The sequence below is a fragment of the Micromonospora sp. NPDC049081 genome, assembly GCF_040648835.1.
Lineage (GTDB): Bacteria > Actinomycetota > Actinomycetes > Mycobacteriales > Micromonosporaceae > Micromonospora > Micromonospora antibiotica.
Window position 1 is genome coordinate 157,130 of sequence record NZ_JBEZEK010000011.1, and the last position, 21,480, is coordinate 178,609.

The 21,480-nt window shown below is 73.6% G+C and carries 20 protein-coding genes and 1 tRNA gene; 14 read left to right on the forward strand and 7 right to left on the reverse strand.

Translation table 11 applies throughout. The annotated features are described in order from the left end of the window. The 10 genes from AB0B63_RS18175 to AB0B63_RS18220 all read left to right on the forward strand — a co-directional run bounded on the left by AB0B63_RS18175 (position 1) and on the right by AB0B63_RS18220 (position 8,181). Entirely contained in the window at positions 1 to 810 is an 810-nt protein-coding gene (locus AB0B63_RS18175; protein ID WP_357019850.1) for a uracil-DNA glycosylase, read from the forward strand. A gap of 19 nt (positions 811 to 829) precedes the next feature. Next, the gene (locus tag AB0B63_RS18180; RefSeq protein ID WP_357019985.1) at positions 830 to 1,567 is read left to right on the forward strand and encodes a DUF4129 domain-containing protein; all 738 of its coding nucleotides are present in this window, start codon (positions 830 to 832) and stop codon (positions 1,565 to 1,567) included. Between the two features lie 72 nt (positions 1,568 to 1,639). Then, positions 1,640 to 2,227, forward strand: a complete 588-nt coding sequence (locus AB0B63_RS18185) for a hypothetical protein (protein ID WP_357019853.1) — start codon at positions 1,640 to 1,642, stop codon at positions 2,225 to 2,227. Next, positions 2,227 to 3,234 carry a MoxR family ATPase gene (locus AB0B63_RS18190; RefSeq protein WP_208568540.1) on the forward strand — a complete coding sequence of 336 codons (1,008 nt, stop codon included), beginning with the start codon at positions 2,227 to 2,229 and terminating at the stop codon, positions 3,232 to 3,234. Before AB0B63_RS18185 ends, AB0B63_RS18190 begins: the two co-directional genes overlap by 1 nt. Next, positions 3,234 to 4,604 (forward strand): DUF58 domain-containing protein, encoded by a 1,371-nt coding sequence (locus AB0B63_RS18195; RefSeq protein WP_208568657.1) that lies wholly within the window; start codon positions 3,234 to 3,236, stop codon positions 4,602 to 4,604. Before AB0B63_RS18190 ends, AB0B63_RS18195 begins: the two co-directional genes overlap by 1 nt. A 5-nt stretch (positions 4,605 to 4,609) precedes the next feature. Beyond that, positions 4,610 to 5,170 (forward strand): hypothetical protein, encoded by a 561-nt coding sequence (locus tag AB0B63_RS18200; protein ID WP_219470682.1) that lies wholly within the window; start codon positions 4,610 to 4,612, stop codon positions 5,168 to 5,170. Positions 5,171 to 5,261: 91 nt separating this feature from the next. Then, positions 5,262 to 6,599 (forward strand): NAD(P)/FAD-dependent oxidoreductase, encoded by a 1,338-nt coding sequence (locus AB0B63_RS18205; RefSeq protein WP_208568539.1) that lies wholly within the window; start codon positions 5,262 to 5,264, stop codon positions 6,597 to 6,599. A gap of 153 nt (positions 6,600 to 6,752) precedes the next feature. Then, positions 6,753 to 6,836, forward strand: a tRNA-Leu gene (locus AB0B63_RS18210). Between the two features lie 110 nt (positions 6,837 to 6,946). Further along, positions 6,947 to 7,768, forward strand: a complete 822-nt coding sequence (locus AB0B63_RS18215) for a Bax inhibitor-1/YccA family protein (protein WP_208568538.1) — start codon at positions 6,947 to 6,949, stop codon at positions 7,766 to 7,768. A 92-nt stretch (positions 7,769 to 7,860) separates the two neighbouring features. After that, entirely contained in the window at positions 7,861 to 8,181 is a 321-nt protein-coding gene (locus AB0B63_RS18220) for a hypothetical protein (protein ID WP_208568537.1), read from the forward strand. A gap of 4 nt (positions 8,182 to 8,185) precedes the next feature. Here the strand turns inward: AB0B63_RS18220 and AB0B63_RS18225 are convergent, their stop codons facing one another. The 3 genes from AB0B63_RS18225 to AB0B63_RS18235 all read right to left on the reverse strand — a co-directional run bounded on the left by AB0B63_RS18225 (position 8,186) and on the right by AB0B63_RS18235 (position 11,615). Beyond that, complete coding sequence (locus AB0B63_RS18225) at positions 8,186 to 9,448, reverse strand: acetyl-CoA C-acetyltransferase (protein WP_357019859.1); 1,263 nt, start codon at positions 9,446 to 9,448, stop codon at positions 8,186 to 8,188. 228 nt (positions 9,449 to 9,676) lie between these two features. Continuing rightward, complete coding sequence (locus AB0B63_RS18230; protein ID WP_357019862.1) at positions 9,677 to 10,480, reverse strand: SGNH/GDSL hydrolase family protein; 804 nt, start codon at positions 10,478 to 10,480, stop codon at positions 9,677 to 9,679. Between the two features lie 85 nt (positions 10,481 to 10,565). Continuing rightward, positions 10,566 to 11,615, reverse strand: coding sequence for an SGNH/GDSL hydrolase family protein (locus AB0B63_RS18235; RefSeq protein WP_357019865.1), 1,050 nt, complete (start codon positions 11,613 to 11,615; stop codon positions 10,566 to 10,568). 182 nt (positions 11,616 to 11,797) lie between these two features. Here AB0B63_RS18235 and AB0B63_RS18240 point away from each other — a divergent pair, with 182 nt between their 5' ends. The 3 genes from AB0B63_RS18240 to AB0B63_RS18250 all read left to right on the forward strand — a co-directional run bounded on the left by AB0B63_RS18240 (position 11,798) and on the right by AB0B63_RS18250 (position 14,682). Further along, positions 11,798 to 12,154 carry a YkvA family protein gene (locus AB0B63_RS18240; protein ID WP_204928292.1) on the forward strand — a complete coding sequence of 119 codons (357 nt, stop codon included), beginning with the start codon at positions 11,798 to 11,800 and terminating at the stop codon, positions 12,152 to 12,154. A 75-nt stretch (positions 12,155 to 12,229) separates the two neighbouring features. Beyond that, positions 12,230 to 13,600, forward strand: coding sequence for a cystathionine beta-synthase (locus AB0B63_RS18245; RefSeq protein WP_208568533.1), 1,371 nt, complete (start codon positions 12,230 to 12,232; stop codon positions 13,598 to 13,600). Positions 13,601 to 13,773: 173 nt separating this feature from the next. After that, positions 13,774 to 14,682: a hypothetical protein gene (locus AB0B63_RS18250; protein WP_357019869.1), complete on the forward strand. Its 909-nt coding sequence runs from the start codon at positions 13,774 to 13,776 to the stop codon at positions 14,680 to 14,682. 3 nt (positions 14,683 to 14,685) lie between these two features. On the opposite strand, the gene AB0B63_RS18255 is transcribed toward AB0B63_RS18250, so the two are convergent. Together AB0B63_RS18255 and AB0B63_RS18260 are read right to left on the reverse strand one after the other, a co-directional pair. Then, positions 14,686 to 15,204: a GNAT family N-acetyltransferase gene (locus tag AB0B63_RS18255; RefSeq protein WP_208568531.1), complete on the reverse strand. Its 519-nt coding sequence runs from the start codon at positions 15,202 to 15,204 to the stop codon at positions 14,686 to 14,688. Further along, positions 15,201 to 16,130 carry a ribonuclease Z gene (locus AB0B63_RS18260; RefSeq protein ID WP_208568530.1) on the reverse strand — a complete coding sequence of 310 codons (930 nt, stop codon included), beginning with the start codon at positions 16,128 to 16,130 and terminating at the stop codon, positions 15,201 to 15,203. Before AB0B63_RS18260 ends, AB0B63_RS18255 begins: the two co-directional genes overlap by 4 nt. 473 nt (positions 16,131 to 16,603) lie before the next feature. Between AB0B63_RS18260 and AB0B63_RS18265 the strand changes: the two genes are divergently transcribed. Beyond that, entirely contained in the window at positions 16,604 to 18,322 is a 1,719-nt protein-coding gene (locus AB0B63_RS18265) for an alpha/beta hydrolase domain-containing protein (protein ID WP_357019874.1), read from the forward strand. Positions 18,323 to 18,476: 154 nt separating this feature from the next. Here the strand turns inward: AB0B63_RS18265 and AB0B63_RS18270 are convergent, their stop codons facing one another. Together AB0B63_RS18270 and ngg are read right to left on the reverse strand one after the other, a co-directional pair. Beyond that, a complete protein-coding gene (locus tag AB0B63_RS18270) occupies positions 18,477 to 19,652 on the reverse strand; it encodes an osmoprotectant NAGGN system M42 family peptidase (RefSeq protein ID WP_357019877.1) in 1,176 nt (391 codons plus the stop codon). After that, positions 19,649 to 21,478 (reverse strand): N-acetylglutaminylglutamine synthetase, encoded by a 1,830-nt coding sequence (gene ngg / locus AB0B63_RS18275; protein WP_357019880.1) that lies wholly within the window; start codon positions 21,476 to 21,478, stop codon positions 19,649 to 19,651. Before ngg ends, AB0B63_RS18270 begins: the two co-directional genes overlap by 4 nt. Positions 21,479 to 21,480 lie beyond the last annotated feature (2 nt).

Here is a 21,480-nt window from a genome sequence, read left to right on the forward strand (position 1 = left end):
GTGCCCCGGCCGACCGTGTCCCGTACCCCCGCCGAGGTGGTCGCCCGCGCCGCGCGGGCGACCGACCTGGCCGACCTCGACGCGGCGGTCAGCGACTGTTTCGCCTGCCCGCGCCTGGTCGACTGGCGGGAGGAGGTCGCCCGGACGAAACGGGCCGCGTTCCGCGACCAGGACTACTGGGGTCGCCCGGTGCCCGGCTTCGGCGCCCCCGACAACCGCACCGGGCGCGGCGGCGCGGGCCCGCCCGCCACCCCACCCGGCCCGGTGTCCGAACCCCGGATCGGGATCCTCGGCCTGGCCCCGGCGGCCCACGGCGGCAACCGGACCGGGCGGGTCTTCACCGGCGACCGCTCCGGCGACGTGCTCTTCGCCGCCCTGCACCGGGCGGGGCTGGCCAACCAGCCCACCAGCGTCGCCGCCGACGACGGCCTCGCCCTCACCGGCGTGCGGATCTTCGCCGCCGTGCGCTGCGCCCCGCCGGACAACAAGCCCACCCCGGCCGAGCGGGACACCTGCGCCCCCTGGGTGCACCGGGAGGTGGCCCTGATCCGGCCCACCCTGCGGGTGGTCGTCGCCCTGGGCGCGTTCGCCTGGGCGGCGTGGTGGCCGGTGCTACGCCAGGTGTACGGCGTCCGACCGCCCAGCCCGCGACCGGTCTTCGGCCATGGGGCACACTGGTCCGGGTCGGCCGCTCCCGATCTGCTCGGTTGCTACCACGTCAGCCAGCAGAACACCTTCACCGGGCGGTTGACCACACAGATGCTGGACGACGTGTTCGCCCGGGCGAAACAGCTCGCGGGGGTGGACTGAGCAGCGTGGGGCGGTGGCGATGGACCTCGGCGTACTGCGCAGGTGGTGGCCCGTCGCCCTGGTGACGCTGCTGCTGCTCGCCGCCGCGCTCGCCGCCGGGCACTCCTCGATCGGCGCGAGCCGTATCCCGCCGGCCGCCGACAACATCCCGTACGTGCCGGATTACCCGTCCGCCGAGCCGGCCGCGTCGATCCCGATCGAGCCCCGTGCCGACGCCGAGCAGACCCGGGCGAGTGTTCCGCAGTGGATCGCCACGGCGGCGATCGGCCTGCTCGGGCTGGCGATCCTGGCCGCCGTGGGCTACCTGGCCTGGACGCTGCTGCGCGGCGCGCTGCGCCGGACCACCCGGGCGGTGCCCGCCGCGCGGGCCCGGCGTACCGCCGAGGGGACCGCCCGGGAGGTGGTGGCCGCGCTCGACGCCGGCCTGGAGGAGTTGGACGACGCCGACACCGACCCGCGTACCGCCGTCATCGCCTGCTGGGTGCGGCTGGAGGAGGCCGCCACCGAGGCCGGTGTGCCGAGGCTTACCGGGGACACCCCGACCGACCTGGTCACCCGGTTGTTGCGGGGAGACCCGGCCGCCGGGGTGCCCGCCATCGCCAGCGCCGACGTGCTGGACGGCTTCGCCCACGTCTACCGCGAGGCCCGCTACGCCACCCGCAGCGTCGACGCCCGGATGCGGGACCAGGCCCGGGGGGCGCTGCGCCGGCTGCGTGGCGAACTCACCGCCCTGGCCGACCCGCAGGTGCCGGCGTGACCGCCCGCCAGCACACCGCACCCGGTGGGGTGCCGGCGTGACCGCCCGCGACCCGTCCGGCGGGGTGTCGGGGTGAGCGAGTCGACCGGTCTGGACGACCTGTTCCGTTTCGAGGAGGAGCCGTCGGCCCGGTCCGGCCGGGCCCGGGGCGGGCGCGTGCGCTGGCTGTTCCGGCTGCTCCTGACCACCGCCGGGGTGACCGCCGTGGTCCTGGTCGGCCTGCGCGCGGTCGGTCTGCAACTGTCGATCGGCATCGTGGTGGCGGGGGTGCTGGCGGTGCTCACCGTCCGTCGGGTCACCGCCGCGCTGGCCCCGCCGCCCCCGCCCCGCAGCGGGGCCCGGACCCCGGCCGGTGAGGAGCCGGGCGCCTACAACTGGGCGGCCCGGGACGCGCTGCGGGCCGCGATCAACGGCTGGGAACGACCGCTGGACTGGTCGTCGGGCAACCAGGAGCGGTTCACCGAGCGGATCCTGCCCCGTCTCGGCGAGCTGGCCGACGAGCGGCTGCGCCAACGCCACGGCCTGACCAGGGAAGCCGACCCGACCCGGGCCCGGGCCCTGCTCGGGGACCCGCTGTGGAGTTTCCTCGAGACCCCCTCCCGCCGTCCCCCGTCGCCGCGCGACCTCGCGGCGATCGTCGCCGAACTGGAGAAGATCTGATGAACGACGTGGACCGCAGCATTCCCGCCACGGAGGTCGGCCACCTGGCCCGGGCGGTGCTGGACGCGGTCGGCACGGTCGTGGTCGGCAAGCGGGAGTCCCTGGAACTGGTCCTCGCCGGCATCCTGGCCGGCGGGCACGTGCTGCTGGAGGATCTGCCCGGCCTGGGCAAGACACTGACCGCCCGTTCCTTCGCCCAGGCCCTCGGGTTGGACTTCCGCCGGCTCCAGTTCACCCCCGACCTGCTGCCCGCCGACGTCACCGGCTCGTTCCTCTACGACCAGCGCACCGGCGACTTCTCCTTCCGGGCCGGTCCGCTCTTCACCAACCTGCTGCTCGCCGACGAGATCAACCGGACCCCGCCGAAGACCCAGTCGGCGCTGCTGGAGGCGATGCAGGAGAAGCAGGTCTCCGTCGAGGGCGTCACCTACCGGCTCGACGAGCCGTTCCACGTCCTGGCCACCGCCAACCCGATCGAGTACGAGGGGACGTACCCGCTGCCCGAGGCGCAGCTCGACCGGTTCCTGCTGCGGGTGTCGTTCGGTTACCCGCAGCGCGACGAGGAGTGGGAGGTGCTGCGCCGCCGGATGGACCGCCGCCGCGAGGAGGCGCAGATCGAGCCGGTGGTCGACGCCGCAACCCTGCGGGCCATGCAGGCCGCGTTGGAGGACGTGGTGGTGGAGGACTCCGTCGGCAAGTACATCGTGGACCTCACCGCGGCCACCCGGGAACACCCGTCGGTGCTGGTCGGGGCGTCCCCCCGGGGTTCGCTGGCGTTGCTGCTGCTGGCCCGGGTCCGGGCCGTCTTCGCCGGCCGGGACTACGTGGTGCCGGAGGACGTGAAGGAGGTGGCCGCCCCCGCGCTGGCGCACCGGATCACGTTGCGTCCGGAGATGTGGCTGCGCCGGGTAGACCCGTCGTTCGTGGTCGGCGAGGTGCTGGAGCAGACCCCGGCCCCGGCCAGTGGGGCGCTGCCCAGCTACGCGGCCGGCCGGGCCGGGCGCTGATCGTCGTGCCGGACCGTCAGGAGCCGACGGCGGGCTGGTCGCCCACCTGGGCGCTCGGCCGGGCGGTGCTGCTCACCGGGCTGCTGCTGATCGCCGCGGTGCTGCTCGGCCGGGTCGACCTGGTCGTGCTGGCCACCCCGTTCGCGCTCGGCACCGCGTACGCGTTGCGTCGCCGGCCCTCCGCCGCCCCACAGTTGGAGATCATCGCCGAGGACGCCCAGCTGGTAGAGGGCGGTGACCTGGTCGGCGCGGTGGCGGTGGGCAACCCGGACACCGTGCCGTACGACGTGGTGGTGGTCCGGACCCGCGTCTCGCCGTGGCTGTCGGTGCGGCGGGTCGGTTTTGGCGGCATCGAGCTGGATGTCAGCCGCTCCGGCGGCATGGACCGGCCCTTCGTGACGGCGTTGTCCACCGGCACCGCCGTCGACCTGGAACTGTCCGGCACCGCGCTGCGGTGGGGCCGGCACCCGGTCGGCCCGGCCGGTGCCCGGGCCGCCGCCGCCGACGGGCTGCTGATCTCCCGTGCGGTGCTCACCGAACCGGTGCGGATGCGGGTCTACCCGAAGACCGAGCCGTTCTCCGCGGTGGAGGCGATGCCCCGGGCCGCCGGGCTGGTCGGCGCGCACCACTCGCGCCGGCCGGGGGAGGGCGGGGAACTGGCCGGGGTACGGGTCTTCGGGCCGGGGGACCGGCTGCGCCGCATCGACTGGCGGGTGTCGCTGCGGACCCGGCAACTGCACGTGGCGTCGACCCTGTCCGACCGGGACGCCGAGGTGGTCGTCCTGCTCGACGTGCTGGCCGAGGCGGGGCGGTCCGGCGGGGTGGCCGGAGCGGCATCCGTGCTGGACACCACCGTCCGGGCTGCCGCCGCGATCGCCGAGCACTACCTGCACCGGGGCGACCGGGTGGCCCTGCTGGAGTACGGCCCGGCAGCGCGCCGGCTGCGCCCGGCGACCGGCCGCCGGCAGTACCTGACCGTGCTGGAGTGGCTGCTCGACGTGCACGCCGAGTCCTCCCCACACGAGCCGTACGACCAGGTGTTCGGGCCGCAGGTGCTCTCCGCCGACGCGCTGGTGGTGGTGCTCACCCCGCTGCTCGACGAGCGGTCCGCGCAGATGTTGGCCCGGCTGGCCCGGGGCGGACGGTTCGTGGTGGCGGTGGACACCCTGCCGACCGACCTGGCCCCACCCGGCGACCGGGGCTGGGCACCCGTGGCATACCGGCTGTGGCGGCTGGACCGGGACACGATGATCGCCCAGCTCCGGGAGCACGGCGTGCCGGTGGTGGGCTGGGCCGGCGCGGGCAGCCTGGACCAGGTGCTGCGGGACGTCGCCCGGCTGGCCACCGCCCCCCGGGTGGGTGGCCGGTGAGCCCGGTGGACGCGGCCCGGGAGCGGGTCCGGGCGGCCCGCACGGCGGTGCGTCGGGTGGCGCTGCTGCCGTTGCTGGTGCGCGGGGCGGTCTTCCTGGTGGTGCTGGCCGGCCTGCTGCTGGCGTACCCGGTGGAGCTGTTCCAGGCCCGGTCGCTGCTCGCGCTGACGGTGGTGGCGGTGCTGCCGGCGGTGGCCCCGCGCCGGGTCTGGCCGACCTTCGCCGCGCTGGTCACGGTCGCCGGCTGGGTGTTCGCCTCGGCCGGTTACGACCGCCCGATCGCGTTGTGGCGGTTGCTGGCGGTGGCGACCCTGCTCTACCTCGGGCACACCCTCTGCGCCCTGGTGGCCGTGTTGCCCTACGACGGGGTGACCGACCCGAACGTGGTGCTGCGCTGGCTCACCCGGGCCGGCGCGGTGGTGCTGGCCTCCGCGGTGATCGGTGTGTTGCTGACCCGGGCGGGGCAACTCGGCCCGGATGACGGTTTCCAGACCGCCACGGTGGTCGGACTGCTGGTGGCGGTGGGTCTGAGCGGGCTGCTGGGTTGGCTGCTGCGCCGCAGATAGCGCGACGTTGCGCAGCTCACAGGTGTTGTGCTCCGTCACAGATGGGGGTCTCGAGGGGTATTACCGCAGCCGCCCGGGGAAAGATGGATACGTGAATCCGAAGCGGATCCTTGTCGTGGGTGCCGGGCACGTGGGCCTGTACGCCGCTCTGCGCCTGTCCAAGAAGCTGAGCTCCCGTGAGGCCGAGGTCGTCGTCGTCGACCCGCAGCCGCACATGACCTACCAGCCGTTCCTGCCCGAGGCGGCGGCCGGCAACATCTCGCCCCGGCACTCCGTGGTGCCGCTGCGGCGCGAGTTGCGCAAGTGCAAGGTGGTCGCTGGCGCGGTGACCCGGATCGACCACAGCCGCAAGACCGCGGTGGTGCAGCCGATCTCCGGCCCGACCCGGGAGATCCCCTACGACCACGTGGTCGTCGCCCCCGGCTCGGTGTCCCGCACCCTGCCGATCCCCGGCCTGCACGAGCACGGGATCGGCTTCAAGACCATCGGTGAGGCCATCTACCTGCGCAACCACGTGCTGGACCGGCTCGACGTGGCCGCCGCCACGCCGGATCCCGACGTCCGTCGCTCCGCGTTGACCTTCACCTTCGTCGGCGGCGGCTACGCCGGCATCGAGGCGTTGGCCGAGATGGAGGACATGGCCCGGGACGCGCTGCGCTACTACCCCGAGCTGGAACCGGACGACATGCGCTGGGTGCTGGTCGAGGCGACCCAGCGGGTGCTGCCCGAGGTCGACCGGGACATGGGCGCCTACACGGTGCAGCAGTTGCTCAAGCGGAACATGGACATCCGGTTGGACACCCGGCTGGAGTCCTGCGTCGATGGTGTGGTGAAGCTCTCCGACGGTGACAGCTTCCGCTCCGACACCATCGTCTGGACGGCCGGGGTGAAGCCGTCGCCGATGCTGGACCGCACCGACTTCCCCCGCGACGAGCGGCGGCGGGTCACCTGCCTGCCCACCCTCCAGGTCGTCGACGGCGACCGGGTGGTCGAGGGGGCGTGGAGCGCCGGAGACTGCGCGGCCGTCCCGGACCTCACCAAGGAGCCGGGCAACTACTGCTCGCCGAGCGCCCAGCACGCGGTCCGGCAGGCCGCCCGGATGGCCGACAACATCGCCCTGGTGGTCCGGGGCCGGCCGCCTGTCGACTACAAGCACAAGCACGCCGGCAGCGTGGCCAGCCTCGGCCTGCACAAGGGCGTCGCCCAGGTGTACGGCATCAAGATGACGGGCTGGCCGGCCTGGTTCATGCACCGGACGTACCACATGAGCCGGATCCCGTCGTTCAACCGCAAGGTCCGGGTCGTGGTCGACTGGTCGCTGGCCTTCTTCCTCAAGCGTGAGGTGGTCGCGCTCGGTCAGCTGCACGATCCGCGGGAGGAGTTCGCGGAGGCGTCGCAGCCGATCCCGATCACCAGCCGGGCGGCCTGACCTTCGCTCCGACACCGGACGCCCCTGCCCGCTCCGACAGAACGCCCCTGCCCGCCGGAGCGGGCAGGGGCGTTCGCGTCGCCGGGTACGCCGGGGCGACACGGACCGGTTACCGTGGGACTGCACCGCCGCGCATCGACGCGACGCGCTTTCGCCCGGGTGGTGGAACGGCAGACACGGCCGCCTTAAAAGCGGCTGCCGCAAGGCGTGCGGGTTCGAGACCCGCCCCGGGCACCACACACTCTCAGCTTTCCCACAGCGTCCCGGCCGTACCGGCTGCCACCGGGCCGTTTACCCTGGGAGTGCACGTTTGCGTGCGACTGACCCCCTGAGGGAGGCCTGAGACAGTGAAGACCTCGAACCCGGTGCTCGCCCGGCTCGGCCAGGCGGCCGAGCGGGAGCGCTCCGCCGGGTACGCCCAGCCCGGGCCGTACGGTTACGGACAGCCCGGCGTTCCCCAGCAGTACCCGGGTCAGCCCGGTTCCCCGGTCGCCCCGAAGGTGTCCGGCACGATGACCCTCGACGACGTCGTCGTCAAGACCGTCACGCTCCTGGCGATCCTCGGCGTCTCCGCCGCCGCCGCCTGGATCCTGGTGCCGGATTCGGTGCTCGGCGTCGCCTGGATCGGCGCCGCGATGGTCGGCCTGGTCCTCGGGCTGATCATCTCGTTCTCCCGGGTCGCCAACCCGGCGCTGGTCGTCGCGTACGCGATCGTCGAGGGCGCGTTCGTCGGCCTGGTCAGCAAGGTCTACGAAACGGCCTACCAGGGCATCGTGCTCCAGGCCGTGGTCGCCACCTTCGGCGTCTTCTTCGTGATGACCATCCTCTACAAGGCGCGCGTCATCCGGGCCACCCCCAAGTTCGTCAAGGGCATGATCGCCGTGATGGCGGGCCTGTTCGCCGTCATGCTGATCAACCTGGTGCTCGCGCTGTTCGGCGTGAACACCGGCCTGCGCGACGGCAGCCCGCTGGCCATCGGCTTCAGCCTGGTCTGCATCGTGGTCGCCTCGCTGAGCTTCGTGCTCAGCTTCAAGGAGGTCGAGGACGGTGTCCGGATGGGGCTGCCGGCCCGCTACTCCTGGACGGCCGCGTTCGGCATCGTGGTCAGCCTCGTCTGGCTCTACCTGGAGATGCTCCGTCTGATCAGCTACTTCCAGGGTGACGACTGACGCTTTCGCACCCGACGCCCGCCACCGTGCACCCTGCGGCGGCGGGCGTCGTCGTCTACGCACCCCGACCGGGGTGCGTAGACTCGCCGACGATGAGCGCAGCGGAGTTGGGCCGGGCGGTGGACCTGCTGGTCCGTCAGGTGGGCCACTGGCAGCAGCCGCGCTGGGCGGCGGTCGCCGAGGGCGGCAACGTGTCCCGGGCCGACCTGGTGCACAAGCTGGTGCAGGAGGTCGCCGACCTGGCGGCCGACGCGGAGGGTGAGCCCCGGCGGGACGTACCCCGGTTGGCGCACCCGATGGCGCTGCCCGACCAGCTCCGGGTGGTCACGGCGGACCTGGTGGCCGCCGGCCCGCCGGAGGCGGTGCTGGCCGGGGCCGCCGCCCTGGTGACGGCGACCCGCGGCGCGTTGTAGGGGCTCAGCTGAGCCGTTCGAGCACCATCGCCATGCCCTGACCGCCGCCGACGCACATGGTCTCCAGGCCGATGGTCTTGTCGTGCCACTGCAGGGCGTTGAGCAGGGTGCCGGTGATCCGGGCGCCGGTCATCCCGAACGGGTGGCCGACGGCGATCGCCCCGCCCATCACGTTGACCTTGTCCTCGGGGATGCCGAGCTGCCGGTACGACGGGATCACCTGGGCGGCGAACGCCTCGTTGATCTCGACCAGGTCGACGTCGTCGACGGTCATCCCGGCCCGGCGCAGCGCCTGCCGGGACGCCTCGACCGGGCCGAGGCCCATGATCTCCGGCGACAGGGCGGTGACGCCGGTGGAGACGATCCGGGCCAGCGGGGTCAGCCCCAGCTCGTCGGCCCGCTGGGCGCTCATCACCACCACGGCGGCGGCCCCGTCGTTGAGCGGGCAGCAGTTGCCGGCGGTGATCCGGCCGTCCGGGCGGAAGACCGGCTTCAGCCCGGCCACCGCCTCCAGGGTGACCCCGGCGCGCGGGCCGTCGTCGGTGTCGACCACGCTGCCGTCGGGGGTGGTGACCGGGGTGATCTCGCGGGCCCAGAAGCCGTCGGCGATGGCCTTCTCGGCGAGGTTCTGGCTGCGGACGCCGAACGCGTCCATCTCCTCCCGGGTGACGTCGTACACCTGGGCCAGGTTCTCCGCCGTCTGCCCCATCGCCAGGTAGATGTCGGGGAGCTGCCCGGCGTCGCGCGGGTCGGTCCACACCTCGGCGTCGCCCTGCGCGCGGGCCACCGACCGCTGCCGGGCCTCGGCGAAGCGCGGGTTCTCCCAGCCACCGCCGACCAGCGCCTGCGCCTCGGGTGGCAGGGTGTCGGAGTTGCCCCGGGCGTACCGGGAGACCATCTCGACCCCGGCGGAGACGAAGGCGTCGCCCTCACCGGCCCGGATCGCGTGCATCGCCATCCGGGTGGTCTGCAACGACGACGCGCAGTAGCGGGTGAGGGTGGCACCGGGCAGCCCGTCCAGGCCCATCAGGGTGGCGACCACCCGGGCCAGGTTGAAGCCCTGCTCGCCGCCGGGCAGCCCGCACCCGAGGTAGAGGTCGTCGATGGTGGTCGGGTCGAGCCCGGGAACCTTGTCCAGCGCGGCCTGGACGATGGTGGCGGCGAGGTCGTCCGGGCGGACCTCGCGCAGCGAACCCTTGAACGCGCGGCCGATGGGGGACCGGGCGGTGGCGACGATGACGGCGTCGCGGGACGACTCAATCGGCATGAACCAACGTTAACTTGACGGTAACTTGGCGCGGAAGCAGCCCCACCAGCGGGAAATGTCACCCGGGCGGTACGCCGGCGGCGGCGTCGACCCCGCCGGCAGCCCGGACCCGCCGGCCCCGGGCCACGCCGGCCGGGGTAAGCCGGACCGCCGGGGCACGCCGGACCGCCGGGGCACGCCCGGCCGCCGGGCGGGTACGCCGGACCGTCGGGCCGGGTCCGGGGCCGGTCAGTGCCGGGAGGCGACGTTCGCGGCGGCGACCACCGCCGGCAGCAGGGCGTGCGCCCACACCCGGTAACCGTCGGCGGACGGGTGGAAGCCGTCGTGACACAGCGTCCCGGCGTCGGCCCGGAACACCGGCCCGGTCTCCGTACCCAGGTCGACGACCGTGCCCCCGGCGTCCAGCACGGCGGCGGTCTGTGCCCTCGCGACCCGCCGGCCCGACCACCCGATCACCTGCCGCAGCGGCGGGGCCACCGCGCGCACCGCCCCCAGGTCCGGGCAGGTGCCGACGACGACCTCGACCCGGGCCTCCCGCAGCCGGCGCACCGCCGAGGCGAGGTACGCCGCCGCCTCCAACGGCCGGCTCATCGCCGTGGCGTCGTTCGCCCCGATCAGCACCACCGCCACGTCCGGCCGGTCCCCGAGCAGCGCCCGCGCCACCTGGGTGGACAGATCGGTGGAGCGGGAGCCGGAGACCCCCACGCTGGACAGGTGCACCCGACGACCGGTCGGCCCCTCGGCCAGCAGGTGGGCGAGTTGACCGCCGACCGTCTCGTCGAAGCGGCCCACCCCGACACCGAGCGCCGAGGAGTCCCCGAGCAGCACCAGCCGCAGCGGTGGGGCACCGGCCCGGCCGACCGTGGCCCGCAGCGCCAGGCCCAGTTCGGGCTGGGCGTAGTCGCGGTTGCGGGCCGCCACCGCCTGGCCGGCGAGCACCGCCGCCCCGCCGATCGTCCCGGCGACCAGGGAGACCGCCGCGGCCTTACCGAGGCGTACGGCGAGCTCGCCGCCCACGGACCGGCCGGTCATGGCGTCACCGTCGGCAGGTGCACGTCGATGCCGACCGGCGCGGCGTGGCATTCGTGGCACCCGGTGGTTCGCTCGCTGTGCTCGCTCATGCCAGTTCCTCCAGTTGGGGTGAGTCGGCGGCGGCACCGGACTGCGGCACCGCGCCGACGCCGAAGAAGGCCCGCCGCCGCAGTTGCGCCCAGCGGCCGGCGGGGCCGCGCTCCCGACCCCGGACCTGCGCGCCGCTGACCTCCGTGCCGGCGTGCCGGGCTGCTTCCTGGGCGGCCTCGGGCAGCGACCGCACGCCGTCGCTCCGGCCCGGGGCGGGTCGGCGTTCCCCGCCGCCGAGCGCCGACAGTACGGTCGGCAGGAGCGCGGCGGCGGCCATCGCGTACCCCTCGGCGGACGGGTGGAACCGGTCCGAGGCGAACATCCGGGTCGGTTCGGCGGAGAACCGGGGGCCGAGCAGGTCACCGAGGGAGACCGTCCAGCCGCCCGCCTCGACCACCGCGACCGTCTGGGCGGCGGCGAGCTGCCGGCTCCACCGGCGGGCCAACCAGCGCAGCGGGGGTTGGATCGGCTGGATCGCGCCCAGGTCGGGGCAGGTCCCGACGACCACCTCGCAGCCGGCGGCGCGCAGCGCGCGGACCGCGTCGACCAGGTGCCGGACCGCCACGGAGTATGGCGACCGGTTGGTGACGTCGTTGCCGCCGACCATGATCACCGCGATGTCCGGCGCGCATTCCAGGGCGGCCTCGACCTGCGGCCGGAGCCCGGCGGAGAGCGCGCCGACCACGGCGAAGCGGTGCACCCGTACGGCCCGGTGCAGTCGCCGGGACAGCCCGGTGGCCAGCAGCGAACCCAGGGTCTCCCGCCGCCGCAGCACCCCGTAACTGGCGGCGGAGGAGTCGCCGAGGATCACCATGGTCAGCGGTGTCCCGGGGATCTTGGCGCCGTAGACGCCGTCGCAGCGCGGCGGTGGGGCCTGCGCCATCGGGATGGTGCGTCGGGCCTGCCGCGCCTGGCCGAGCAGCACCCCGCCGGTCGCGGCGACGGCCGCCGCGGTGGCGCCCGTGCCGATCGCCGCCAGCCGGGCGACCTGTCGGGCGCGATGCCAGCGCGGAACCACCGGTACGACGGAACCAGCCACCCCCATACAGCGACATTATCGCGCCGCGACGGCCCCCCGCTTCCGTCGGGACGGTCGGTTTCCCGGCTGGGCCGCGACGATTCTGGGTACCTGATCCGGTGGCGGGGCCCACCTGCGGTCGCCCCGCCGCAGGTGGCGACGGCTTGCGCCGGACAGTCACGCTGGTCGGTGGAGAGGGGCTGGATGAGATGGGTAGGACATTGAAGCGGACCGCGGCCTTCACGGCGTTGGCCCGGTCGCTGGCGGCGGGTGCCCGGGGTGGCCCGTCGTTGGGCGCCCGGCTGGCGGCGCTGCCGCGGATGATCCGGGCGACCGCCCGGGGCGAGTACGACGGCGGGCTGCGGCTGGCGATGATGACGGCGGCGACGGTCTACGTCGTGTCGCCTGTCGACCTGGTGCCGGAGCTGTTCCTGACCGTGCTCGGTCTGGTGGACGACGCCGTGATGGTCACCTGGCTGGCCGGCAGCGTGCTGTCGGAGACCGAGCGCTTCCTGGAGTGGGAGGCGCGTCGGGCCTCCGTCATCCCCGGTCATGTGACGCTCTGAGGGCACGTACCCTGAGCGACGAAGGACCGTCTGCCAGGCCGCCGTCGCCGGCGCCGCAACGAAGGGCACAACGAGGTGCAGTACTACGACAACGTCGTCGACCTGATCGGCAACACCCCGCTGGTACGACTGCGCAACGTCACCGAGGGCATCAGCGCGACCGTGCTGGCGAAGGTGGAATACCTCAACCCCGGCGGCTCGGTCAAGGACCGGATCGCGCTGCGGATGGTGGAGGACGCCGAGGCTGCCGGACTGCTCAGGCCCGGTGGCACCATCGTCGAGCCGACCAGCGGCAACACCGGTGTCGGGCTGGCCCTGGTGGCCCAGCTCAAGGGCTACCACTGCGTCTTCGTCTGCCCCGACAAGGTCAGCCAGGACAAGCAGGACGTGCTGCGCGCGTACGGGGCGGAGGTGGTGGTCTGCCCGACCGCCGTCGCCCCGGAGGACCCCCGCTCCTACTACAACGTCTCCGACCGGCTGGCCCGGGAGATCCCCGGCGCGTGGAAGCCCGACCAGTACAGCAACCCGGCCAACCCGCGCTCGCACTACGAGACCACCGGTCCGGAGCTGTGGAAGCAGACCGGGGGCGGGCTCACCCACTTCGTCACCGGGGTCGGCACCGGCGGCACCATCACCGGCATCGGGCGTTACCTCAAGGAGGCGTCCGAGGGGCGGGTCAGGGTGATCGGGGCGGACCCGGAGGGCTCGGTCTACTCCGGGGGCACCGGCCGGCCGTACCTGGTCGAGGGTGTCGGTGAGGACTTCTGGCCGGCGACGTACGACCGGGAGGTCGCCGACGAGATCATCGAGGTGTCCGACAAGGCGTCCTTCGAGATGACCCGGCGGCTGGCCCGCGAGGAGGGGCTGCTCGTCGGCGGCTCCTGCGGGATGGCCGTGGTGGCGGCGCTGGAGGTGGCCCGTGCCGCCGGCCCGGACGACGTGGTCGTGGTGCTGCTGCCGGACAGCGGCAAGGGCTACCTGTCCAAGATTTTCAACGACCGGTGGATGGCCCGGTACGGCTTCCTCGACCACCCCGGCACCGAGCCGACCGTCGCCGACGCGCTGGCCGGTAAGCCGGGTGGCCTGCCCGAACTGGTGCACGTCCACCCGACCGAGACGGTCCGCGACGCCATCGACTACATGCGTGAGTACGGCGTCTCCCAGCTCCCGGTGCTCAAGGCCGAGCCGCCGGTGGTCACCGGCGAGGTGGCCGGCTCGATCGCCGAGCGGGACCTGCTGGACGCCCTGTTCACCGGTCAGGCCCACCTGCACGACACCATCGAGCGGCACATGGGTGACCCGCTGCCGATGGTCGGTGGCGGTCAGCCGGTGAGCGAGGCGGTGGGCCTGCTGGAGAAGTCCGATGCGGCGTTGGTGCTGGTCGACGGCAAGCCCAAGGGCGTGCTGACCCGTCAGGACCTGCTCGCTCACCTCGGCGCACGCTGATCCGACGCCGCTGCGGGGCCCCTTCCGACGGGAGGGGCCCCGCAGCGTGTCCGGGCCGGGTCGCCGTGGGGGCGACCATTCACAGCACGGGCACAGGGGCAGCACAGAGGGCATCCGAGCAGCCTCCCTACGGTCGGGGTGAGCCGAGAGGCACCGACCACGGGAGGAACGACATGCGACACGACCTGGACCACCACGAGGGGCAGCGGGTCAGCCGTCGGCGGCTGATCGCGGGGGTCGGCTCGATCGGGTTGGCCGGCCTGCTCGCGGCCTGCGGCCGGGATAGCGGCACGGTCACCACGTCGACCGGCCAGACCGTGTCCCCCCAGGCGACCGCCAGCACGTCGGCCGACCTGGCCGCGCTGTTCGGCGCGGCGAACACCTGCACGTTGACCGCGAGCACCACGCAGGGCCCGTACTACTTCGACGCCGACAAGATCCGCAACGACATCCGGGAGGACCGGGCGGGCACCCGGCTGCGGGTGGCGATCCGGGTGCAGGACAGCGAGCAGTGCGGACCGTTGGCCAACGCCGTCGTGGAGATCTGGCACTGTGACGCGGCCGGCCTCTACTCGGGGGCCGAGGCCCAGTCGTCCGGGGCCTCGGGCGGCGGCGCTGCGCCCGGCGGCAATCCGCCCGGCGGCGCGTCGGGTGGCACCCCGCCCACCGGCACCCCGCCAGGCGGTGGGGCGGCCCCGGGTGGCGGCGGCGCGGGGTCGGCGGCGGACCTGACGCCGACCGACGACAAGCGCTACCTGCGCGGCGCCCAGGTCACCAACGCCGACGGGATCGTCGAGTTCACCACCATCTGGCCGGGCTGGTACCGGGGCCGCACCACGCACATCCACGCGATGGTGCACCTGGGCGACGACCGGGTGCTCACCACCCAGATGATGTTCGACGAGGCGCTCAACACCCGGGTGTACGCCGACGCGCCGTACGCCGCGCACACCGGGCGGGACACCTTCAACGACAACGACAACATCTTTGCCGAGAGCATGCTGATGAAGGTGGTCGAGGACGGCGACGGGTATCTATCGGTGATCAACTTCTCGGTCGACGCGGACCAGGACGGCACCTGACGGTCAGCAGCCGGGCAGCTGCCGGGCGTAGCGCAGCTGCGGGGTGCGGGCGGGGCCGATCCGTTCCTCCCGACGATCGCCGGTGGCCCGCCAGCCGCCGCGCTCGTAGAAGTGCCGGGCCGCGGCGTTGCTCTCCAGCACCCACAGCACCGCCCGCCGCCAGCCCCGGGCCCGCATGGTGTCCAACGCGTCCACCATCAGCGCCCGGCCGGTGCCCCGGCCCCGCTCGGCCGGGTCGAGGTGGATGGCGTTGAGCAGCCCGGTCGCCGGGTCGCCCCCGTCGTCGGGGCCGAGGTAGCTGAACCCGACCAGCCGGCCGTCCCGCTCGGCCACGGTCATCAGGTGCTCGTCGCGTTCCCACGTCCACCGCTCGACCCAGTACGCCCCCATCGCCTCGGGCGTCGGGTCGGCCAACGCCTCGGGCGGCAGGAACGACGAGTAGGCCGCGATCCGGGACCGCTGGTGCAGGGCGCCCACCGGCACCAGGTCGTCGGCGACGGCGGGACGGAGCGTGACGGTCACCCGGCCGAGGCTACCCGCCGGGGCGGGACCGGCACGGTGGTCAGGTCCTCGGCGATCACCAGTTCCCCGGTGAAGTGCTCGCGGGCCTCGTCGTGGAAGCGGCGCGGGTCGGCGTACCGCTGGGAGAAGTGGGTGAGCACCAGGGTGCGTACCCCGGACTCGGTGGCGACCCGGGCGGCCTGGCCGGCGGTCAGGTGGCCGACCTCGGCGGCGAGCGCGGCCTCCGACGCCAGGAACGTCGACTCGATGACCAGCAGGTCGGCGTGTTCGGCGAGGGCGTACACCCCGTCGCAGAGACCGGTGTCCATCACGAAGGCGAACCGCTGCCCCGGCCGGACCACGCTCACCTCGTCCCGGGTGACGCGGCGTCCGCCGACGTCCAGGTGCCCGACGCGCAGCAGCTCGCCGACCGCCGGCCCACCGATGCCGTACGCGGACAGCCGCTCCGGCAGCATCCGGCAGCCGTCCGGCTCGACCAGCCGGTAGCCGTACGTCTCGACGGGGTGCCGCAGCCGGCGGGCCTCCAGCGTGCCGACGCCCAGGGTGATCCGTTGCCCGTCGGCGGTGATCGGCTCGACGGCCAGCTCGGCGGTCTCGTGGAAGCTGCTGGCGTGCCGCAACCGGGCGAAGTATTCCGCGCCTCCGGCGGGGAAGTGCACCGCCACCGGGTGCGGTACCCGGTCGAGGGAGAGCCGTTGGATGGTGCCGGGCAGGCCGAGGCAGTGGTCGCCGTGGAAGTGGGTGACGCAGATCCGGGTGAGGTCGGTGGCGGTGACCCCGGTGTGCAGGAGTTGGCGCTGGCTGCCCTCGCCCGGGTCGAAGAGGATCACCTCGTCGTCCCAGCGCAGCACGTAGCCGTTGTGGTTGCGCAGCCGGGTGGGGGTCTGGCTGGCCGTGCCGAGCACCGTCAGCTCGCGCATGGACACCGCCGGCCTCCTCCGGAGACGAAGCGACCCCCGGGGCTTCCGTGCTCGCGCACGGGCCGACTGGACTGGGTCGGCACCCCGGGGGTCGGGTGGCTGTCGTGGTTTCGCCGCACCGCTGCCACACGGTCTCGACGATCATGCTTGGTCGTTCACTGTCGAGGACAGCGGCTAGCGGACAGCCACCTCACGAGTCCGATTGCTATACAAGTCTGGACCACCTCCTTTCCCGTGTACCGCCACGCTACCCACTGCACCCCGGGTGTCGGTAGTGATTTTTTGCGCGATCCCGCAGACGGCGTCATGCCGGCCGGGGAGGGTCGTCGGCCGGCGACTTTTGCTCAATTCGGCGAAAGTTCGTGCTCGTCTGGCCTATCTTTCGCCTGAAGTGAGCATTACTCTCTGCCCCACAGTGGCCACGTCACGCCGCTGCCGCCCGAGTCGTCCCCTCGGTCGCTCCCCCCGTGAGGTGAACCATGCCCGTTTCGTCCACCACCCGCAGGAACACCCGACGATGTCTCACCCTCGGCCTGGTCGGTGCGCTGGCCGTCGCCACCGGCCCGGTCCACCCGGCGACCGCAGCCGCCCCGACCACGCCCCGGCCGTCCACCGCCACCGGCGCGACCGTGGCGAACCCGGTGGTCGCCGGGCCGATCGCCCGGACCACCCCGGTCGGCGACCCCGGCCACGGCTACCCGTTCCTCGCCACCGACGTCAACCTGGCCGCCGCCGGCTACGTCGAGGAGGAGTTCTTCCTCTTCGGCACCGCCACCCGGTACGCCGTGCAGGGCACCCAGAACGCGACCACCCTCGGCACCGACCAGCCGTACGGCACCCGGCTGGTGGTCCGCCGGCCGGCCAACACCACGAAGTTCAACGGTGTCGTCATCGCCGAGTGGAACAACGTCAGCAACCAGTGGGACCAGGAGGTCGACTGGTTCCAGTCGCACGAACACCTGATCCGCTCCGGCTACGCCTGGGTCGGGGTCTCCGCCCAGCGGGCCGGGCTGCACTCCGCCACCGGGCTCAAGGCGTGGAGCCCCACCCGGTACGGCCCCCTGGACGTCACCGTCGGCGGCACCGTCACCGACGACAGCCTCTCGTACGACATCTTCAGCCAGGCGGTGAAGGCGGTCCGCAACCCGACCGGCGTCGACCCGCTGGGCAAGCTGCCCGCCCCGCAGTACGTGATCGCCACCGGCCACTCGCAGTCGGCCGGCCGCCTCGCCAACTACTACAACGGCGTCCAGCAGTCGGCGAACGTCCTCGACGCGGTCGTCCTGCACGGCGGTGGCGGGGTGTTGCGCACCGACCTGACCACACCGGTGTTCCGGATCAACTCCGAGGGGGACGTGGCCAGCGGCATCCTGCCCGCGGCGGCCCGCGCCCAGGCCGACTCGCCCGTCCTGCGCTCCTGGGAGGTGGCCGGCGCGTCGCACGGCGACTGGAAGCTGATCACCGACTACGGGCCGCTGCGCAAGCGGGACATCGGCAGCTACCCGGGCGGCTACCCGGGCGAACCGCAGACCTGCACGCTGCCCTCGCTGTCGCGCGTCCCGCAGCACATGGTGCAGAACGCCGTCTACGACCACACCGTCGCCTGGGTCGCCCGGCAGGTGGCCCCGCCGAGCGCCCCGCCGATCCAGACGACCACCACGACCCCGCCGGCCATCGCCCGCGACGACCTAGGGCTCGCCCTCGGCGGCATCCGGCTCGCCCAGCACCAGGTGCCGCTGCGGGTCAACAGCGGCAGCAACACCGGACCCGGCTTCTGCTTCCTCGACGGCAGTTCGGTGCCGCTGACCGACGCGCAACTCGCCACCCGCTACCCGACCGTCGGGTCGTACGTGGACGCCAGCGTCGCGGCCACCCTCGCCGCCGCCGACGCCGGTTACCTGCCGGCGTCGTTCACCCGCGACCCCGCCTGGTACTCCGACCTGCGGTACCTGATCGCGGAGTACGTCGCCGCCGGCCGGATCACCGAGTACGTGGCGGCCCGGCTGACCGACCGGCTCCAGCGGGCCGAGCAGGCCGGCACCGCCGGCAACGCGGCCCGCGCCGGTGAACTGCTGGCGCAGCTGGCCGACCGGGCGCGGCAGCGGATCACCGGTGACCCGGCAGCCCGGGACGCGGTGCTGCGACCGACCGAGGCGCTGATCGCGCTCCTGCACGCGGCGGACCGCCGCAACCGGTGACCCGGCCGGGGTGGCCGGTGCGAAGGCGTCGGCCACCCGCCGGGGAACGATCGACCCGGCCGGTGGGTGGCGGGCGCGACGCGGGGCGTCGGCCCGCCACCCACCGGCGACGTGACCGCCGGCCGGGCCGGTGGTCAGGGCTGCGCGGAGCCGGTCAGTCGATGCCGATCGGGCCCTCACGAGGGCCGTCCTCGTTGGCCGGCTGCACCGCCAGCGACGGGAAGTCGGCCAGGTCGCCCTCCGGCTCGGCGTCCCACTCGGGAAAGACCAGGTCGCTCTGGAGGTAGAGGCAGAGCAACTGGGTCAGGTGGGCCAGGCCGTCCAGATGGGTGCGCTCGTGGCCGTGGGTGGCGTCCACCCCGAAACCGAGCAGCGCCACCCGGGCGTGCGCGCCCGCCTCGACCGCCGCCGCCACGTCCGAGCGGTAGTAGTCGAAGACGTCGCGGACCAGGTCCACCCCGTGTTCCCGGGCGATGGTGGCCAGGTTGCGGGTCAGGTGGTAGTCGAACGGGCCGACCCCGTCGCCCATCGCCAGGGTCGCCGCGTTCTCCCGGGACTGCTGGCCCGGCGCGACCACCGCCGCGTCCACCGAGACGATCTCGGCGACGTCCGGGTCCAGGCCGTGGCTGGCCCCGTGGCCGATCTCCTCGGTGACGGTGACCAGCAGGTGGGCGGTGACGGTGGGGGTGATGCCGGCGTCCACCACCGCCTTGAACGCGGTCAGCACCGCCGCCACCCCGGCCTTGTCGTCCAGGTGCCGGGACTTCACGTACCCGGACGGGGTGACCATCGGGTTCGGCAGGAACGCCACGAAGTCGCCCGCGTCGATGCCCAGCGCCCGCAGGCCGGCGATGTCCTCGACCGGCTCGTCAACGCGTACCTCGACGTGCTGCCAACCGACGCCCTGCAGGTCGACGTCGTCGTTGTAGCGGTGCCCGCTGGCCTTCAACGGCAACACCTGCCCGGTGACCACCCGGTCCAGGTCGTCGGTGAAGATCCGCACGTGCGCGCCCTCGGCGAACCGGGCCGAGTGGGTGCCGATGGTCTTCAGCTCCAGCCGACCGTTCTCCTTGAGCCGCTTGACCATCCCGCCGATGGTGTCGGTGTGCACCACGATCGCCCGGTCGGCGCCGGTCTGCCGGGGGCCGGGCAGGCAGGCGCTGAGCGCCCCCCGCCGGGTCAGCGTGGACGGGATGCCCAGCGCGGACAGGCGTTCCCCCACGTACTGCTGCACGTGGTCGGTACGCCCCGACGGGCTGGGGATGTCCAGCAACTCCACCAGCACCTGGCGGAGGTAGTCCAGGTCGATCTCCAGGGGCTTGAGGCTCACGCGACCCCTCCGGGCCCGGCCGGGCTCCAGAGGCGCTGCGGGGCCCGGGTGCCCGGGAAGAGCAGGTCCACGAAGCGCTCGGCGGTCGGCTGGGGCTCGTGGTTGGCCAGCCCCGGCCGCTCGTTCGCCTCGATGAACACGTGCTCGGGCTGGTCGGGGGCGGGGACCAGCAGGTCCAGCCCGGTCACCGGGATGTCCAGGGCCCGGCTCGCCGCCACGCAGGCGGTGGCGATCGTCGGGTGCAGTTCGGCCGTCACGTCGTGGATTGTGCCACCGGTGTGGAGGTTCGCCGTCCGGCGCACCGCCAGCACCCGCCCCTCGGGCAGCACGTCGTCCATCCGGTGCCCGGCCTCGGCCACCACCTCGCGGGTCATCTCGTCGACCGGGATGCGGGACTCCCCGCCGGTGGCGGCGGCCCGGCGTCGGCTCTGCCGCTCGATCAGCGCGGTGACGTCGTGCACGCCGTCACCGGTGATCTGCGCCGGTCGACGTACGGCGGCGGCCACCACCTCGTGGTCGATCACGATCACCCGCAGGTCCTCGCCCGCGCGCAGCTCCTCGATCAGCACGTCGGGGCAGAACCGGCGGGCCAGCTCGACGGCCGTGGCCAACGCCTCGGCGGTGCGTACCCCGACGGTGATGCCGTTGCCCTGCTCGCCCCGGGCCGGCTTGACCACCACCGGCCCGACGTCGGTGAGGAAGGCCAGGTCGTCGGCGTCGCCGGTGGCGGTCCGGCCGCGCGGCACCGACAGGCCCGCCTCGGTGAGGATGCGCCGGGTGACCCGCTTGTCGTCGCAGCGGCTCATCGCCACCGCCGAGGTCAGCTCGGACAGCGACTCGCGGGTGACGATCGTCCGGCCGCCGTTGGTCAGCCGCAGCTCACCCCAGTGCGCGTCGGTGACCTCCACCCGGATGCCGCGTCGCATCGCCTCGTCGGCGACGATCCTCGCGTACGGGTTCAGTTCGTCGTAGCCCGCCGGGGTGGCCGGTAGGAACAGCCGTTCGTTGATCGGGTTCTTCCGCTTGACGCAGAGCGTGCCGGTGCGGTGGAAACCCAACCGCTCGTAGAGCCGGATCGCGCCGGAGTTCTCGGCCAGCACCGACAGGTCGACGAACGCCCGGCCCCGCTCGTCGAGCCGGTCGGCCAGCTCGGTGAGCAGGGCCTGACCGGTGCCGGGCGGGGCGGTGTTGAAGTCCACGGTCAGGCACCACAGGCTCGCGCCGTTCTCCCGGTCGCCGAAGACCGCCACGTGGTCGACGCCGGTGATGGTGCCGACGATCTCCCCGGTGCTCGCCTCGGCCACCAGGTGCAGGAACCGGTCGGTGCCGGCGTTGTCGACGAGCACCTCCACCGGCGCGGTGACCATGCCGTTGCGGGCGTAGATCCGGTTCACCGCGTCCGCGTCGTCGGCGTCGCGCAGCGGCCGGACGACCAGCCCCGGGATCTCCATCCGCCCGGTGGCCTCCGGACGGCGCTCACCCAGCGGCAGCCGGTAGGTCAGCGACGGGTCGATGAACAGCTCGTCGGGCAGCCGGGACACCAGCACGTGCGGGTCGCGCAGGTAGATGCAGATGTCCCGGGCGCCGGCCGCCTCGGACCGCAGCACATGGGCCACCGCCACCTGCTCGTGGAAGGTCTGGCCGAACACCAGCCGCCCCCAGCCGCAGTCCAGGACCACGTCGGACGGCCCGGCCGGTTCCCGGCGCGGCTCCGGTGCGGTGGCCGGCGCGACCGGGTCACCGCCGGGGCCGATGCGTTCCCGGCGGCGGCCGAGCACCCGCTCCCGGTCGGTTCGGGCCGTGCCGGTCGCGAGGGTCTCGTTCACGG

Coding starts and splice junctions, on each gene's coding strand:
- AB0B63_RS18240 (WP_204928292.1), top strand. CDS start 11,798: ATGGGTAGGACATTGAAGCGGACCGCGGCCTTCACGGCGTTGGCCCGG.
- AB0B63_RS18180 (WP_357019985.1), top strand. CDS start 830: ATGGACCTCGGCGTACTGCGCAGGTGGTGGCCCGTCGCCCTGGTGACG.
- AB0B63_RS18190 (WP_208568540.1), top strand. CDS start 2,227: ATGAACGACGTGGACCGCAGCATTCCCGCCACGGAGGTCGGCCACCTG.
- AB0B63_RS18220 (WP_208568537.1), top strand. CDS start 7,861: ATGAGCGCAGCGGAGTTGGGCCGGGCGGTGGACCTGCTGGTCCGTCAG.
- AB0B63_RS18235 (WP_357019865.1), bottom strand. CDS start 11,615: ATGGGGGTGGCTGGTTCCGTCGTACCGGTGGTTCCGCGCTGGCATCGC.
- AB0B63_RS18225 (WP_357019859.1), bottom strand. CDS start 9,448: ATGCCGATTGAGTCGTCCCGCGACGCCGTCATCGTCGCCACCGCCCGG.
- AB0B63_RS18265 (WP_357019874.1), top strand. CDS start 16,604: ATGCCCGTTTCGTCCACCACCCGCAGGAACACCCGACGATGTCTCACC.
- AB0B63_RS18230 (WP_357019862.1), bottom strand. CDS start 10,480: ATGACCGGCCGGTCCGTGGGCGGCGAGCTCGCCGTACGCCTCGGTAAG.
- AB0B63_RS18250 (WP_357019869.1), top strand. CDS start 13,774: ATGCGACACGACCTGGACCACCACGAGGGGCAGCGGGTCAGCCGTCGG.